This is a genomic window from Pseudomonas marvdashtae (assembly GCF_014268655.2).
In the GTDB taxonomy this organism is placed as follows: domain Bacteria; phylum Pseudomonadota; class Gammaproteobacteria; order Pseudomonadales; family Pseudomonadaceae; genus Aquipseudomonas; species Aquipseudomonas marvdashtae.
This window is the reverse complement of the sequence record NZ_JABWQX020000009.1, coordinates 35,374-52,794: the sequence shown is the minus strand read 5'-3', so window position 1 is coordinate 52,794 and position 17,421 is coordinate 35,374. Positions and strand designations below refer to the sequence as shown.

Sequence of the window (17,421 nt, the reverse complement as noted above, 5' to 3'; positions counted from 1 at the left end):
GGCCGTTTTTTTTATGGGTGTCCGTCCGAATCGTCGGGCTGGTTGAGGAAGATCAGCACGCCGGAGTCCGCTAATGGCCCACCCCTTGTAGCGGGCTGTCATGGTTGCGATTCATGCGTGCGAATGCTTCCAGCCACCCACGACGCAAAATTTGTCTGTAAGAAAGTACAGCGCGCCCCGAAGTTTTTGGCTTATCAGATGTAAGGCAAATCTGTTTTTCACAACGTCCGATCCAGACTCCGAATAGCTGATGCAGAATCGCCCGTCTTCATTCAGCAGAGGCACATCGGATGTTCGCGCCTGCCAACCAACCACGTTTCACGCTGACGTTCGACAGCGGGCCAAATGAGCTCAGGGTGCTTGAGTTCAAGGGCAAGGAAGCTATCAGCCAGCCCTACTGCTTTGACCTGGAGCTGGTCAGTGAGCGGCCCGACCTGGCGCTTGAAGATCTACTGCATCGCCAGGCGTACCTGAGTTTCGATGATCGAGGTGGTGGAATACACGGCCAGGTCTACAGCGTGGCCCAAGGCGATTCGGGCAAGCGCCTGTCCCGCTACCAGATCAGCCTGGTGCCGCGCCTGGCGTACTTGCGCCATCGCATCAACCGGCGGGTTTTCCAACACCTGAGCGTGCCGGATATCGTCGCCAGTATCTTGAAGGACCACGGCATCTTCGCCGACGCCTACCAGTTCAGCCTTGGCGGGCAATACCCCGAACGTGAATATTGTGTGCAGTACGGTGAAAGCGATCTGGCCTTTATCGAGCGGATTTGCGCTGAGGTCGGCATTCACTATCACTTCCAGCACAGCCTTGGCGGCCACCTGCTGGTGTTCGGCGACGACCAGACGATGTTTCCTCGCTTGCCTGAATCGACGCTGTACCTGCCGGGCAGCGGCATGGCTGCCGGCGAGCCGGCGATCAAGCGCCTGGCGGTGCGTCTGCAGACCCGCACCACGGCCGTGACACTGCACGATTATGACTTTCGCAAGCCCGGCCTCCAGCTTCAGGCTGGCCTCGACAACCAGCGATTACCGTCGCTTGAGAGTTATCACTACCCGGGTCAGTTTATCGATCGTGAGGATGGCAAGCTCTTGGCCCGGCGCACCCTCGAACGCCATGGCGCCGACCATCGCGTGGCCCAGGGCAGCGGTGACGACAGTGCCTTTGCCAGCGGGCATTTCATGCGCATCAAGGAGCACCCACGGGCGCCATGGAATGACCTTTGGTTGCTGACGCAAATCGACCACCATGGCCGCCAGCCGCAAGTGCTTGAAGAAACCGCCTCGATTGGCCCGGAAGAGTTCCAAGGCTACCGTAATACCTTTCTCGCAACGCCGTGGGATGTGTTCTTTCGTCCGCCCTTGCAGCACAAGAAGCCGACCGTTAACGGCTATCAGCCTGCCGTGGTGACGGGGCCGCAGGGCAGTGAGATCCATTGCGATGAGTTTGGGCGGGTCAAGGTGCAATTGGTCTGGGACCGCGACGGTGAGCGTGATGAACAGTCCAGTTGCTGGCTGCGCGTGGCCACCGGTTGGGCTCATGGTCATTACGGCAGCGTGATGATTCCTCGGGTCGGCATGGAAGTCCTGGTGGGATTCATGGAGGGCGACGTCGACAAGCCGTTGGTGGTTGGCTGTCTGCCGAACGGTGCCAACCCGGTGCCGCTCGACCTGCCGGCGGACAAGACCCGCAGCATCCTGCGCAGCCAGAGCAGCCCGGGTGGTGGCGGCTACAACGAGTTGCGCATCGAGGACCGCAAGGGCGCCGAGGAAATCTACCTGCGGGCGCAGCGCAACTGGACCCAGCACGTACTGCATGACCAGCGCGTGCAGGTCGACCACCAGCGCAGCATCGTCGTCACCGGTCTGGCGCGGCATGAGCTCAAGGCTGACGAGCAGCGCATCACTCAGGGGCGGCGCCAGGTTGAAATCCGACAGGACGATCATTTGCTGGTCGCGGGCGACCGGCACATCCGCGTCGCCAACCAGGCCGTCAGCGCCGCTGGGGGATTTCATGTCAGCGCCGGCCAGCAGGTCGTGTTGGAGGCGGGCGCCAGCGCGACCATCCAGGCGGGGGGGCACTGGATCAACATCGGACCGGGTGGGATCTTCAGCAGCGTGCCGATCCAGGTGGGCGGCGCCGCAATGGTCGCAAAAGGCGCCGCACCCATCGCGCCCGGCGCCCCGGAAAAGCTCACCGCAGCCCTGGCCCCTCACCTTTCCCTCGCGCAAATACTGAGCTTGAGAAGTCCGGCACCCTTCTGCGAGGAGTGCGAGCGGTGCAAGGACGGCGCTTGTAGTTTGTCGTAGCTCGCCACAGGGCCGGGCTGACGACTGTTCGTCCGCTCGGCCGCGAACCCCTGACGTTCGGCGCGCTTCAAGGTAAACTCGGCGGCCTTCGCAGGAGCCGCCATGAATTATCGTCACGCCTTCCACGCCGGCAATCACGCCGACGTGTTCAAACACCTGGTCTTGACCCGCCTCATCGCCTTGATGTCGCGCAAGGATCAGCCTTTCGCCTATCTCGACACTCACGCGGGCATCGGCTTGTACGACTTGCAGGGTGACCAGGCCAATCGCACCGGTGAATACCTGGAGGGCATTGCGCGGCTGTGGGGCCAGGATGACTTGCCGCCGCTCACCGCCGACTACATGAACGTTCTGCGCGAGATGAACCCGGACGGCCAGTTGCGCTATTACCCAGGCTCACCGGAACTGGCGCGGCGCCTGACACGTGCCCAGGACCGCGTCTTGCTCAACGAGAAGCATCCCGAGGACGGCGTGCTCCTCAAGGACAACATGAAGGGTGACCGTCGCGTGGCGGTGCATCTGGGCGAAGGCTGGCATGTGCCTCGGGCGCTGCTGCCGGTGACCGAGAAGCGTGCCTTGATGCTGATCGATCCGCCGTTCGAACAGCTCGACGAGATGCAGCGCTGCGCCGCGTCCCTCAAGGAGGCCATCAGCCGGATGCGCCAGACCGTGGCGGCGATCTGGTACCCGGTGAAGGACCAGCGGATGTTGCGTCGCTTCTACCAAGACTTGGCCGGCACCGGCGCACCGAAGCTGTTGCGGGTAGAGTTGCTGGTGCATCCATTGGCAACGCCCAACAGCCTGAACGGCTCCGGCCTGGCGATTGCCAATCCCCCTTGGGGACTTGAAGAGGAATTGCGGGAGTTGCTGCCGTGGCTGTCCAAGAAGCTTGGGCAGACCCAGGGTGGGTGGCAGATGGATTGGTTGATCGCTGAGAGTTGAGGCATTGATGGCGCCTGGAAGGGCGCCATCATGTGGGCAAGACCGGAAGGTCAGATCGGGCAAGTCACGCCCGTACCGCCGATCCCGCAATACCCTTCAGGATTCTTGGCCAGGTATTGCTGGTGATAGGCCTCGGCAAAATAGAACGTCGGCGCTTCGTCGATTTCGGTGGTGATTTCGCCCTTGCCGGCCTTGTTCAGTTCGGCCTGGAAGATCTCCTTGCTCTTATTCGCCGCTGCCAGTTGCTCACGCGTGGTGCAGTAGATTACCGAGCGGTACTGGGTGCCGATGTCATTGCCCTGGCGCATGCCCTGGGTTGGGTTGTGCAGTTCCCAGAACATTTTCAGAAGTTCTTCGTAGCTCACTTTTGCTGGCTCATAGACCACCAGCACCACTTCGCTGTGGCCGGTCAGGCCCGAACAGACTTCTTCATATGTCGGATTCGGCGTAAAGCCGCCCGCATAACCCACCGCCGTGCTGACCACGCCCTCGCGTTGCCAGAACTTGCGCTCCGCGCCCCAGAAGCAGCCCAGGCCGAAGATCGCGAAGTCCACGTCCATGGCAAACGGGCCCAGCAGCGGCGCGTCATGGACGAAGTGTTTTTCCGGCACTGTCATCGGGGTTTCACGGCCAGGCAGAGCTTGTTCTTGAGTAGGAAGCACGTTTTTGTTCACCAGGATTTCCGAGCGCAAGACCATTATCAGTCCTCTCAGTCAGATTGAGTTGAGCGAAATAGACCGTCAGTGTGCCTCAGAAAAGCGGCCGCAAGCTATAAGCGGCTGTCAGACAAGCGGCCCGCGCGGGTAGCGCTTGAGCTTCTCGATGAGCTCGGAGCCAGGGATCGGCCGGTCAAACAGGTAGCCTTGGCCGACGTCGCAACGGTGGCGACGCAGGAACGCCAGCTGCTGGGCGGTCTCGATGCCTTCGGCCACGACCTTGAGTTTCAGGTTGTGGGCCATGGCGATCACGGCGGAGGTGATTTCCATGTCGTCCTGGTTGTCCGGGATTTCGTGGATGAAGCTGCGATCGATCTTGATGATGTCGATCGGGAATTTCTTCAGGTAGCTGAGGGATGAATACCCGGTGCCGAAGTCGTCCATGGCCAGGGTCAGGCCCAGGCGCTTGAGCTGGTCGAGCTGCAGGTGGGTGTCTTCGGTGGCTTCGAGCAGCAGGCCCTCGGTCAACTCCAGTTCCAGCAATCGGGCCGGCAGCTGTTCTTCCTTGAGGATGCTGGCGATCGAGGCTACCAGGTCCGGGTCGGAGAACTGCTTGGGCGACAGGTTGATCGCCACTTGCAGGTTGCCCAGGCCGGCGGCGGTCAGTTGTTTACTCATGCGGCAGGCCTGGCGCGCGATCCATTTGCCGATGGGGATGATCAGCCCGGTTTCCTCGGCCACGCTGATGAACTGGTCCGGACGGATCATGCCTTTTTCCGGATGGTTCCAGCGCAATAGCGCCTCCATGCCCAGCAGGCGGCCGCTGCGCAGGCACAGCTTGGGCTGGTAGAACACGTCGAGCTCATTCTGGGTCAGGGCGCGGCGCAGGTTGTTTTCCACGAACAGCTTGTAGCTGGCCTCGGCGTTCAGCGCTTCGGTGAATACCTGGACCTGATGCTTGCCGTTGGCCTTGGCCTTATGCAGGGCCAGCCCGGCGTTGCGCATCAGTGTCTGGGGGTCGCGCCCATGCAAAGGTGCGCAGGCCAGGCCTACGGAGCCCGTCACGCTGATCAACTGGTTGTCGACGAACATCGGCTTGTCGAGCGTCATCAGCAACTGGCTGGCGATCTGCTGGCCGGCTTCAAGGTCGGTGTCGTCCAGCAGTACCGCGAATTCATTACTGGCGAATCGTGCCAGGCTGCCGCTGGGGCTCAGGCTGTTGCGCAAACGCCGGGCCAGGCTGATCAGCAACTTGTCGCCGGTCTGGTGGCCAAGGCTGTCGTTGATGCGCTTGAAGTTGTCGATGTCCACCAACAGCAGGCTGATAGGCGAGTCGCTGTCTCGGGCGAAGCGCTCATCAAGGTTGCGAATGAAGGCCGGACGGTTGCCCAGGTTGGTCAAGTTATCGGTATAGGCCAGGCGCTCGATGCGCTGTTGGGCGAGCTTGGTCTGGGTGATGTCTTCGTAGATGCCGATGTAGTGGGTCAGTTCGCGGTTGTCGCCATAGACCTTTGAAATCGACAGCTGGCCCCAGTAGGGCTCGAGGTTTTTGCGTCGGCTCTTGAACTCGCCCTGCCAACTGTTGCTCTGGGCCAGGGCCGACGGCGCGTCGAACAGCAGTTCGCTGAGATTTTCCAGGGCGGGCAGCTCGGACAGGCGCTGGCCGTGGACTTCTTCGGTGGTGTACTGGGTGATGGCGGTGAAGCTCGGGTTGACGTACTCCACCACACCGTCGCAGTTGACCAGCAGGAACGCGTTGGCGCTTTGTTCCACGGCACGCTGGAACAGGTGCAGGGCGCTGGTGGCTGTGCGGCGGTTGTGGTTGTTGATGACCTGGGCGAATTGGTCGGCCAGTTCGCCAGCGAAGGCGATCTCGTCCGACTGCCAGGCACGAGTGGCACCCACTTGCTCCAGACACAGCACACCGACCACCTGGCCGTCGATCCGGATGCTGGCATCGAGGATCGCATTGACGTCGCGGGCGCGCAGGTTCTCGGCCATTTCTCGCGTGCGTGGGTCGCGCATTGCATTGTGGGCGTCGATGGCCCGGCAGGTCTGCAATGCTTCCATGTAATCCGGGAATTCATCGGCATTGATCACTGCCGGCAAGTAATAAGCCTGGGAGGCTCGGTTGTAGGCCGAGATCGGCAGCAGCTTGCCGTCGTCCAGGTTCCAGATGCTCGCGGAGTCGATCTCATAGATGTCGCAGGCGCTGCGGGTAATCAGCTCGGCGGCTTCTTGTAGCGAATTGTTGGCGCTGTAGCGTTGCCGGGTCAGCAGCAAGATCAGGTCTTGTTGGGCGCGGACCCGATCAAGGTGCTGGAGCTGCTCCTGTTGGGCGCGCTGGTTCAGTTCCAGGGCAATTTGCAGTCTTGAATTCTGAGTTTCCAGGTCTAAGGCCGGTAGGGATGGCCCGTCTTGCAGCAAGTTGTCCACGGCGATCAGATAGCCGCGCAGCAGATGACGATTGTGCTGCTTGTAAGCCTCACCTGTTTCCAGCAGGTTCATCGGTCCCTGGGCGGTGTGCAGCGTATAGCGGATCAGGTAGTGCGACGCCTGGGCCAGCTGCTGCTGGATCGCGTCATGCAGCTGATAGCGCGCTTCAGGCTCCATCAGGCTGGCGTAAGGAGAACTGACCAGCGAGCACAGCTCAACCGCCGGCACACCGAAGTAACGTTCGCAATTGGGATCAAGAAATAGCAGCGCCCAGCTTGCTTCATTCAGCCGTTCGAAACGCAGCATACCGAGCCGCGAGGGCACCGGTAACTGCGTCACTACCTCGGCCGCCATACGGCTGGCGGCATCGGGTTGGCTTTTCATGGGGAAACTCGCTTCGAAAATGCTGATCGCGCCGGGCTGACGCCCTCGTTATTACGGATTCCCGCAAGGTTGCATCATTGCGGCACCGGCTGACAAGAGACATGAAGGCCAAGTGCTATAAACCTTTTATCGGCCGACAAGGAGATTTCTCCAGTTGTCAGCCGATCGGAGGCACTTGTTGTGCCTTGGCTGCTCAGCGCAACGGTATATCGACGATCTCCAGCGGGGTGCCGTCACGGTCATGAAACGTCACCTGAATGCTCTGGGTCGTGACGTTCAGCTGGGCGAAATTGTCCTGGCTGATTACCTTGCTGGTCAGTTCATAGTGATAGTCGCCGCTTGGTGCCTCGGCCATGGGCTTGCCAAAAATGAAAGTCGAAGCTGTGGCGTAGGGCAACAGTTTGCTGTTGCAGAACGGCGACGAAACGATGGTATGAACCTGGAAGTCAGGATCCTGGCTATGAGCCAGGCAACTGGTCAAGGAGCCATGTACGTCACCCGACACGAAAATCACGTTTTTGATCCGATGATTGCGGATGGTTTCAAGCAAGCGCAGGCGCTGCTCGGGAAAGGCCTGCCAGGCATCCCCGCCATTGAAGCTGCGGTCGGGGTAGAGCAGCACGCTGGTCACGACAAATTTGACCCGGGCGGGGCTGTTGATCAGCCAGTCGAAAAGCGATTGTTCCTGTTCTTCATCGAGGATACGCCGAGCGTGCGCCGACAGGTTGCGTCGGGTCCGGGTGTCGGTAACGAACCACTCGATATCGCCATGAGCGAACTGATACCAGTAATGCTTCAAGGAACGACTGAGCGTACCGTCATTTAAAAGTTCGTGCGCCGGGCTGTGGCTGGCCTGATAAAGTTCATACGCTTCAAGAGCATTTACATAAAGGGTCTCATCCCCTTCGTTCTTACTGGCAGGCCAGTTGTCTTCGATTTCATGGTCGTCGAGCATCATGTACGTCGGTGCGCCGGACATCAGTTTTTTAATATGGGGTTGGGAAAAGGCGCTGCGATACTTGAGCAGGATTTCCTTGAAAGTGCGATCCGGGGCAATAATATTCAAGTCATCGAGATATACCTGATCCCCGGTCATCAATACCGCACTGATGGGCGGATTGGCCTGCTCCATGATTCGATTGATACCGGCGAACGTGCGATCCCCCTGTTCCGGTCCTGCCGGAACGCCGAAGGTCATTCGCAGGTATCGGCAGGAGCCAACGATGTAGCTCCGGGCAACGTAAGGCTTGCTAGAGGGTGTTTTCAGTTCATAAATGTCCCTGGGCCACTGCAACGGCAGCTCTTGGATGGTTTCTACCGTATGGGTTGGATTCAAGAGGGTTATCCAGCCGGCCTGATATTCGTAGGCGGTGTCGGCCTGGAGGTCCTCCAGAACGATGACTTCGGACATGTCGCGGTGAGGTGTCAGTTGAACGAATTGTGCTTTTGACCATGCGGTATCACCTTTTCGCCTATAGCGAATACCAGCAAATGCCGGATTCTTATTGTGTTCTTCGCCGCGCAGGAATATGCGCGTGTGGTCGGTTGTTGTGTGGCCGACAATAGGGCCGACAGTTGGCTTTTGCATGTTCGAATCCATTCGAAGTTATATAAGTTTAGTGCGAGCCGTCGGTGGGCGCGCTGAACTTATGCTATAGCTCGAGATGCAATAAATATTGATAGGGGAGGGGGCGATTGCTGTGGGCAATTACTAACAGGGTATGTAGTCTTTTTTGCGTAACGAGTAGGAAAAGTCGTTTAAGCACACACTGTTTTATTTCACGCAAAAAAAAGCCCCGCCAAATGGGCGGGGTTGAGGTACGAGCGTGGCGCTCGGAAAACGGATTCCCAACGGCCCTCCGCGAGGAGGGCCGTTCGGTGTCACAGCAGGATGGTGCGGATGTCGCCCAGCAGGTCGCTCAGGCGCTTGGTGAAGCGTGCAGCGGCGGCGCCGTTGATCACACGGTGATCGTAGGACAGCGACAATGGCAGCATCAGCTTCGGCTGGAAGGCTTTACCGTCCCAGACAGGCTGGATGGTAGCCTTGGAGACGCCCAGGATCGCCACTTCCGGCGCGTTGACGATCGGCGTGAAGCCGGTGCCGCCAATGTGGCCAAGGCTGGAAATGGTAAAGCAGGCGCCTTGCATGTCGTCGGCGGTGAGCTTCTTGTTCCGGGCTTTTTCAGCCAGGGCAGCGGCTTCGCCAGCCAGTTGCAGCAGGCTCTTCTGGTCGACGTTGCGGATGACCGGTACCAGCAGGCCTTCCGGGGTGTCGACGGCAAAGCCGATGTGCACGTACTTCTTGCGAATCACAGCCTTGCCGCTTGGGGCCAGGGAGCTGTTGAAGTCCGGCAGTTCCTTGAGCAGGTGTGCACAGGCCTTGAGCAGCAGTGGCAGCACGGTAAGCTTCACGCCGGCTTTTTCGGCCACGGCTTTCTGTGCAACGCGGAAGGCTTCCAGTTCGGTGATGTCGGCCTGGTCGAACTGCGTCACGTGCGGGATGTTCAGCCAGCTGCGATGCAGGCTCGACGCGCCGATCTGCATCAGGCGAGTCATGGCCACTTCTTCGGTTTCGCCGAAGCGGCTGAAGTCCACTGCCGGAATCGGCGGGATACCCGCGCCGCCGGTGGCGCCTTCGGCCGGTGCGTTCTTGGCCTTCTGCATCATGGCCTTGACGTAGGCTTGCACGTCTTCCTTCAGCACGCGGCCGTGAGGACCGCTTGGGCCAACGGCCGACAGCTCGACGCCGAATTCACGGGCCAGCTGACGCACCGCAGGACCGGCGTGCACCTTGGTACCGCTTGGCGCAGGTGCGGCAGCAGGGGCTGGGGCAGGCTCGGCCTTGGCGGCGGGCGCGGCGGCTGGGGCTGGCGCTGGAGCCGCTTCAGCCTTGGCGGCAGGCGCTGCAGCCGGGGCAGGGGCCGAGGCACCCGCTACTTTCAGCTTCAGGATCAGGTCACCGGTACCGACTTCGTCGTCCAGCTTGACCTCGACGCTTTCCACCACACCGGCGGCCGGCGATGGGATTTCCATGCTGGCCTTGTCGGATTCCAGGGTGATCAGCGACTGGTCGGCTTCGACGGTGTCGCCGGCCTTGACCAACACTTCGATGATCTTGGCCTTGCCCGACGAACCGATGTCCGGGACATGAATGTCCTGGACCGTGGCCGCGGCAGGCGCAGCAGCGGGTGCGGGAGCCGCTTCGGCAGCCGGTGCGGCGGCAGGCTTTTCAGCCGCCGCCGGGGCAGCGGCAGGGGCGGCCGCTTCAGGCGCCTCGGCGGCGCCCTCGACTTCCAGCTCCAGCAACTCGTCGCCTTCTTTCAGGCGATCGCCCAGCTTCACTTTCAGGCTCTTGATGATGCCGGCCTTTGGCGCGGGCACTTCCATGCTGGCCTTGTCCGACTCAAGCGTCAGGATGCTCTGCTCGGCTTCGATACGGTCGCCGACCTTTACAAACAGTTCAATTACTTCACCTTCACCGCTGCCGATGTCAGGTACGCGAATGAGTTCGCTCACGGAAATTCTCCTCAGCAGTCCAGTGGGTTGCGTTTTTCCGGGTCGATGCCGAACTTGGCGATGGCTTCGGCCACCACTTTAGGTTCGATATCGCCACGGTCAGCCAGGGCTTCCAGGGCTGCCAACACAACGAACTTACGGTCGACTTCGAAGAAGTGACGCAGCTTTTTGCGGCTGTCGCTACGGCCGAAACCGTCGGTGCCCAGCACTTTGAATTCCTTGGAAGGAACCCACTGGCGGATCTGCTCGGCGAACAGCTTCATGTAGTCGGTGGAGGCGATGACCGGACCTTTGCGGCCGTTCAGGCACTCTTCGACGTAGCTCAGTTTTGGCTTCTGGCCAGGGTGCAGGCGGTTGCTGCGCTCTACGGCCAGGCCGTCGCGACGCAGTTCGTTGAAGCTGGTAACGCTCCAGACGTCGGCGCCGACGTTGAACTCTTCACGCAGGATCTTCGCCGCTTCACGCACTTCGCGCAGGATGGTGCCGGAGCCCATCAGCTGGACGTGGTGCGCCGCTTCGCGGGTGTCTTCTTCAAGCAGGTACATGCCCTTGACGATGCCGGCTTCCACGCCGGCCGGCATGGCTGGCTGCTGGTAGGACTCGTTCATCACGGTGATGTAGTAGAAGACGTCCTGCTGCTCTTCGGTCATCTTCTTCATGCCGTCCTGGATGATCACCGCCAGCTCGTAGCCGTAGGTCGGATCATAGGTGCGGCAGTTCGGGATGGTCCCGGCCAGCATGTGGCTGTGGCCGTCTTCGTGCTGCAGGCCTTCGCCGTTCAGCGTGGTCCGGCCGGCGGTGCCGCCGATCAGGAAGCCACGGGTACGGCTGTCGCCAGCGGCCCAGGCCAGGTCGCCGATACGCTGGAAGCCGAACATCGAGTAGAAGATGTAGAACGGCAGCATCGGCTGGTTGTGGCTGGAATACGAAGTACCGGCGGCAATGAAGGAGCTCATGGCGCCCGCTTCGTTGATGCCTTCTTCGAGGATCTGGCCCTTCTTGTCTTCGCGGTAGAACATCACCTGGTCTTTATCGACTGGCTCATAGAGCTGGCCGACGGACGAGTAGATGCCCAGTTGGCGGAACATGCCTTCCATACCGAAGGTGCGGGCTTCGTCCGGGATGATCGGGACGATGCGCGAGCCGATTTCCTTGTCCTTGACCAATTGCGCGAGGATCCGCACGAAGGCCATGGTGGTGGAGATTTCACGGTCGCCCGAGCCGTCCAGGATAGCCTTGAGGGTTTCCAGTGGCGGCGTCGGGAGGCTGAAGCTCTTGGCGCGGCGCTGGGGCACGAAACCGCCCAGTGCGGCACGGCGCTCGGCCAGGTAACGGGCTTCGGCGCTGCCTTCTTCCGGCTTGAAGAACGGCAGGTTTTCCAGCTCGCTGTCCTTGACCGGAATGTCGAAGCGGTCGCGGAACAACTTCAGGCTGTCGACGTCGACTTTCTTGGTGTTGTGCGCGGTGTTCTTCGCTTCGCCGGCACCGGTGCCATAACCCTTGATGGTCTTGGCCAGGATGACGGTCGGTTGCTCTTTGTGATTGACCGCCTGGTGGTATGCCGCATAGACCTTGTATGGGTCGTGGCCGCCACGGTTGAGTTTCCAGATCTCGTCGTCGGACAAGTCTGCAACCATCGCCTTGAGTTCAGGCGAGTTGAAGAAGTGCTCACGGACGAACGCGCCGTCCTTGGCCTTGTAGTTCTGGTACTCGCCGTCGATGACTTCGTCCATGCGGCGTTGCAGGATGCCGTCGACGTCCTTGGCCAGCAGTGGGTCCCAGAAACGGCCCCAGATGACTTTGTTGACGTTCCACTGGGCACCACGGAACACGCCTTCGAGTTCCTGGATGATCTTGGCGTTGCCGCGAACCGGGCCGTCGAGGCGCTGCAGGTTGCAGTTGATGACGAAGATCAGGTTGTCCAGCTTCTCGCGGCCGGCCAGGGAGATTGCGCCCAGGGATTCCGGCTCGTCGCACTCGCCGTCACCCATGAAGCACCAGACTTTCTGCTTGCCGGCCGGGATGAAGCCACGCGCTTCCAGGTACTTCATGAAGCGCGCCTGGTAGATCGCCTGGATCGGGCCCAGGCCCATGGAAACGGTCGGGAACTGCCAGAAGTCCGGCATCAGCCAAGGGTGCGGATACGAGGACAGGCCGTTGCCGTCCACTTCCTGGCGGAAGTTGTTCATCTGGTCTTCGGTGATGCGGCCTTCCATGAACGCACGGGCGTAGACGCCTGGCGATGCGTGACCCTGGAAGTAGATCAGGTCGCCGCCGTGTTCGTCGGTCGGGGCCTGGAAGAAATAGTTGAAGCCGATGTCATACAGCGTCGCGCTGGAGGCGAAGCTGGAGATGTGACCGCCCAGGTCAGAATCTTTCAGGTTGGTACGCATGACCATGGCCAACGCGTTCCAGCGCACCAGCGAGCGAATGCGGCGTTCCATGAACAGGTCGCCAGGCATGCGTGCTTCGTGGGTAACGGGGATCGTGTTGCGGTACGGCGTGGTGATGGCGTAGGGCAGTTGCGAACCGCTGCGGGTTGCGAGTTCACCCATACGGGTCATCAGATAATGAGCACGGTCTTCGCCTTCTTTGTCGAGAACCGATTCCAGGGCGTCCAGCCATTCCTGGGTTTCGACGGGATCGAGGTCTTGCATGGCTTGCTCCAGGGCGGAAAGGCTACCAGAATCGGTTGCCTGAGTTTGCGACTGGCCTTGTGGGCAGACGATATAAATTCTTGGATTGCCGAAGGTTGTCTCGGCGGCGTGTAGTTTTACTACAAATCGTCGGCCGTTTCAGCCTTTCGAATGTATAGACGAGTAGTAAAACTACACCCGAGCGGCTTATGGCCCCTCGTTTCGTTGTGAGAATAATCGTTACTGTTGGTCTTTAGCCAACTCGAACAGGTAAAAACTTGATGCCGGCTGCCAATAAAACCAGAAAATCAGCTATTTATCATCTTTGTTCGACAGTCGATCAGGTAGTGGCTTTTGAAAAAACACTACATCCAGCCTTTCCCGCGCCGATCAAGGATAGACCATGAGCCTGCCCTCGCTAGCCGAAATACCGGCGATTCTCCAGTCATTGGTCAGTCGTGCCGAGCAGTCGTTCCGTGCGGCGGTCGCCGCTCTGGATGACGACCACGGGCTATCGGCCTGGACGGCGCAGCGTTGGTCCGAGTTCCACCGCATCGCCGCCGCCAGTGACTTTGTCATCGAGCAAAGTGTACGAGACCCTTCGATGCTATTGGAACTGGTGCGCAGCGGTGAACTGGACCGCAGCTTCGCCCCGGGTGAGATGCGCGCACAGATTGCTGCCGCCGTGCAGGCCGCCGAGACCGAGGATGAGCTGGGGCGCGTGCTGCGCCGCCAGCGAACCCGTCAACAGGTGCGGATCATCTGGCGCGACCTGATCCGCCAGGCGGATCTGGTCCAGACCTGTCGCGATCTCTCGGACATGGCCGATACCTGCATCGACCAGGCCTATCAATGGCTGTACCAGCGCCTCAGCCAGCAGTTCGGCACGCCCACCGGGCGACGCAGCGGCGAACCACAGCACATGGTCATCCTGGGCATGGGCAAGCTCGGTGCGGTGGAGCTGAACCTGTCGTCGGACATCGACCTGATTTTCGCTTACCCCGAAGGGGGTGAAACCGCGGGTGTGAAGCGACCGTTGGATAACCAGGAGTTTTTCATTCGGGTCGGCCAGCGCCTGATAAAAGCGTTGGACCCGATGACGGTCGACGGTTTTGTGTTTCGCGTCGACATGCGCCTGCGTCCTTATGGTTCGGCCGGCGCGCTGGTGTTGAGCTTCAACGCGTTGGAACAGTATTACCAGGACCAGGGGCGCGACTGGGAGCGCTACGCCATGATCAAGGCGCGCGTCGTCGCCGGCGACCAAGTGGCCGGCGCGCAATTGCTCGACATGCTGCGCCCATTCGTTTACCGCCGTTACCTGGATTTTTCCGCCATCGAAGCGCTGCGCACCATGAAGCAGCTGATCCAGCAGGAAGTACGGCGCAAGGGTTTGGCCGACAACATCAAGCTGGGCTCGGGCGGCATTCGCGAGGTGGAGTTCATTGCCCAGGCGTTCCAGTTGATCCACGGCGGTCGCGACTTGAGCTTGCAGCAGCGCCCGCTGCTTAAAGTGCTGAGCACCCTGGAAGGCCAGGGCTATCTGCCGGCCAAGGTCGTTGACGAACTGCGCCAGGGCTATGAATTCCTGCGTTACACCGAGCATGCGATCCAGGCCATCGCCGACCGCCAGACGCAGATGTTGCCGGACGGCCCGCAAGACCAGGCGCGCATAGCGTGCATGCTGGGCTTCGCTGATTGGTCGACGTTCCATGAACAGTTGATGTACTGGCGCGGCCGCGTGGCGTGGCATTTCGGCCAGGTCATTGCCGACCCGGACGAGGAAGAGGGTAGCGAAGGCGAAGTCGCGGTGGGCGGCGAGTGGTTGCCGTTGTGGGAAGACAGCCAGGATGAAGAGGCAGCGTGTCGTCAATTGGAGGAGGGCGGCTTCGTCGATGCGCCCAAAGCCCTGAAGGCCCTGGCGGCGCTGCGCGCAAGTCCGCAACTGCGCGCCATGCAGCGCCTGGGGCGCGAGCGTCTGGATGCGTTCATTCCGCGCTTGCTGGCCCAGGCCGTGGAGCATGCGAATCCGGATCTGGTCCTTGAGCGAGTGTTGCCGCTGGTAGAAGCCGTGGCCCGACGTTCGGCCTATCTGGTGTTGTTGACGGAAAACCCCGGCGCCCTGCGACGTTTGCTGACGCTGTGCGCAGCGAGCCCGTGGATCGCCGAGCAGATCACCCGTTTCCCACTGCTGCTCGATGAATTGCTCAATGAAGGTCGCTTGTTCAAGCCGCCCCTCGCGCCGGAGTTGGCAGCGGAATTGCGTGAGCGCCTGACGCGCATTCCCGAGGATGACCTCGAGCAACAAATGGAAGCCCTGCGCCATTTCAAACTGGCTCACCGCTTGCGGGTCGCGGCCTCGGAAATCGCCGGGAGCCTGCCGCTGATGAAGGTCAGCGATTACCTGACCTGGCTGGCCGAAGCGATCCTCGAACAAGTGCTGGCCCTGGCTTGGCGCCAAACTGTTGCCAAGCACGGCGTGCCATTGCGCACCGACGGCATCCTGTGCGATCCGGGATTCATTATTGTCGGTTACGGGAAAGTCGGCGGGCTGGAACTGGGGCATGGTTCCGACCTGGACCTGGTGTTCATCCACGATGGCGACCCACAGGCGGAAACCGACGGCCCGAAACCCATCGACGGCGCGCAGTTCTTCACCCGGCTCGGTCAGCGGATCATTCACTTGCTGACGGCGCAGACCAACTCCGGGCAGTTGTACGAAGTGGACATGCGCCTGCGACCGTCGGGGGCGTCCGGGTTGCTGGTCAGTTCCCTTGGGGCGTTTGCCCGCTACCAGGAAAACGAAGCCTGGACCTGGGAGCACCAGGCGCTGGTGCGCGCCCGGGTCCTGGTGGGCAGCCAGGACGTCGGCCAGGCCTTCGAGAAAGTCCGCGTGCAGGTGCTGGGGCGCAAGCGTGATCTGCCGACGCTGCGCCAGGAGGTCAGCGAGATGCGCGCCAAGATGCGCGACAACCTCGGCAGCAAGGCCACCGCCGCCGGGACCGCGCCGAACGCCTTCGAGGCCACGGCGCCCTTCGACCTCAAGCAGGATGCCGGAGGTATCGTCGATATTGAATTTATGGTGCAATACGCGGCCCTGGCGTGGTCCGAGGAACACCCCACGCTGGTGCGCTACACCGATAACATCCGCATCCTGGACGGGTTGCAGGAGGTCGGGTTGATGCCGGTCGAAGATGCCACGCTGTTGCGCGAGGCCTACAAGGCCTACCGCTCCGCCGCTCACCGCCAGGCCTTGCAGAAAGACGCCGGGGTGATCGCTGGCGACCAGTTCGTCGATGAGCGCCGGCAGGTGCTGCGGATCTGGCGTGAGCTGGGGCTGAGCTGAGTATTGAGTGTGGGAGCGCATAGTCGCGAGAGGGAAATGCGACGACATCGTTGAGCAGGGTCGCTCCCGCGGTTGTAGATTGAAGGCAGCAGGCAACGACCTAAGCCACAGTGATTCTCGAGGCGGGGAGGCGTAGGCCTCCCCGTATCGTTTTTGGAAGCCACATGAATATTCTGATCGTTGGGCCCAGTTGGGTCGGTGACATGGTGATGGCGCAGACACTGTTCCAGTGCCTCAAGCAGCGTCACCCGCAGTGCGAAATCGATGTCCTGGCTCCGGAATGGAGTCGGCCGATCCTTGAGCGCATGCCCGAAGTGCGCAAGGCCTTGAGCTTTCCGCTCGGTCACGGCGTGCTGGAACTGGCGACTCGTCGACGCATCGGCAAGTCCCTGGCTGGCCAGTACGACCAGGCGATCTTGTTGCCCAATTCGTTGAAGTCGGCGCTGGTGCCGTTCTTTGCCGGCATTCCCAAGCGCACCGGCTGGCGTGGCGAGTTTCGCTACGGTCTGCTCAACGACGTGCGCACGTTGGACAAAGAACGTTATCCGCTGATGATCGAGCGCTTCATGGCGCTGGCCTACGAGCCTGGGGTGCAGTTGCCCAAGCCCTATCCGCGACCGAGCCTTGCGATCGACCCGGTGACCCGCGAAGCGGCCCTGGCCAAGTTCGGCCTGAGCCTGGATCGTCCGGTATTGGCCCTGTGCCCAGGCGCCGAGTTCGGCGAATCCAAGCGCTGGCCGGCGGAGCATTACGCCCAAGTGGCCGAAGCTAAGATCCGTGAAGGCTGGCAGGTCTGGCTGTTCGGCTCGAAAAACGATCACTCGGTGGGCGAGGACATCCGTTCGCGACTGATCCCAGGCCTGCGAGAAGAATCGACCAATCTGAGCGGTGACACGTCCCTGGCCGAGGCCATTGATCTGTTGTCCTGCGCCGATTCCGTGGTCTCCAACGACTCCGGCCTGATGCACGTCGCGGCGGCGCTGAATCGCCCTCTGGTAGCGGTCTACGGCTCTACCTCGCCAGGTTTCACGCCGCCCTTGGCCGACAAGGTCGAAGTCGTGCGCCTGGGCATCGAGTGCAGCCCATGCTTCGATCGCACCTGCCGCTTCGGTCATTACAACTGCCTGCGCCAGCTCATGCCGCCGTCGGTGAACGATGCCCTGGAGCGTTTGCAGGGCACTCCCGTGGAGGTCCGTTAA

Annotated in this window: 9 protein-coding genes; 4 read left to right on the top strand and 5 right to left on the bottom strand. The window is 61.0% G+C overall.

Annotated features, from left to right (window positions below; all coding sequences use genetic code 11):
- Positions 1–290: 290 nt before the first annotated feature.
- Complete coding sequence (locus HU742_RS26335) at positions 291–2,309, top strand: type VI secretion system Vgr family protein (protein ID WP_186644419.1); 2,019 nt, start codon at positions 291–293, stop codon at positions 2,307–2,309.
- Between the two features lie 102 nt (positions 2,310–2,411).
- Positions 2,412–3,251, top strand: a complete 840-nt coding sequence (locus HU742_RS26330; RefSeq protein ID WP_186639762.1) for a 23S rRNA (adenine(2030)-N(6))-methyltransferase RlmJ — start codon at positions 2,412–2,414, stop codon at positions 3,249–3,251.
- 50 nt (positions 3,252–3,301) lie between these two features.
- On the opposite strand, the gene msrA is transcribed toward HU742_RS26330, so the two are convergent.
- The 5 genes from msrA to aceE all read right to left on the bottom strand — a co-directional run bounded on the left by msrA (position 3,302) and on the right by aceE (position 12,900).
- Positions 3,302–3,949 carry a peptide-methionine (S)-S-oxide reductase MsrA gene (msrA, locus tag HU742_RS26325; RefSeq protein WP_186644421.1) on the bottom strand — a complete coding sequence of 216 codons (648 nt, stop codon included), beginning with the start codon at positions 3,947–3,949 and terminating at the stop codon, positions 3,302–3,304.
- 84 nt (positions 3,950–4,033) lie between these two features.
- Positions 4,034–6,727, bottom strand: coding sequence for a putative bifunctional diguanylate cyclase/phosphodiesterase (locus HU742_RS26320; protein ID WP_186644423.1), 2,694 nt, complete (start codon positions 6,725–6,727; stop codon positions 4,034–4,036).
- Between the two features lie 193 nt (positions 6,728–6,920).
- Positions 6,921–8,315, bottom strand: a complete 1,395-nt coding sequence (locus HU742_RS26315; protein WP_186644452.1) for an alkaline phosphatase D family protein — start codon at positions 8,313–8,315, stop codon at positions 6,921–6,923.
- A 293-nt stretch (positions 8,316–8,608) separates the two neighbouring features.
- On the bottom strand, positions 8,609–10,243 hold the full coding sequence (aceF, locus tag HU742_RS26310) for a dihydrolipoyllysine-residue acetyltransferase (RefSeq protein WP_186644424.1): 1,635 nt from the start codon (positions 10,241–10,243) through the stop codon (positions 8,609–8,611).
- Positions 10,244–10,254: 11 nt separating this feature from the next.
- Positions 10,255–12,900 (bottom strand): pyruvate dehydrogenase (acetyl-transferring), homodimeric type, encoded by a 2,646-nt coding sequence (gene aceE / locus HU742_RS26305; protein WP_186639770.1) that lies wholly within the window; start codon positions 12,898–12,900, stop codon positions 10,255–10,257.
- Between the two features lie 382 nt (positions 12,901–13,282).
- Between aceE and glnE the strand changes: the two genes are divergently transcribed.
- Together glnE and waaF are read left to right on the top strand one after the other, a co-directional pair.
- The gene (gene glnE, locus HU742_RS26300) at positions 13,283–16,222 is read left to right on the top strand and encodes a bifunctional [glutamate--ammonia ligase]-adenylyl-L-tyrosine phosphorylase/[glutamate--ammonia-ligase] adenylyltransferase (protein ID WP_186644425.1); all 2,940 of its coding nucleotides are present in this window, start codon (positions 13,283–13,285) and stop codon (positions 16,220–16,222) included.
- Positions 16,223–16,386: 164 nt separating this feature from the next.
- Positions 16,387–17,421, top strand: coding sequence for a lipopolysaccharide heptosyltransferase II (gene waaF / locus HU742_RS26295; RefSeq protein ID WP_186644426.1), 1,035 nt, complete (start codon positions 16,387–16,389; stop codon positions 17,419–17,421).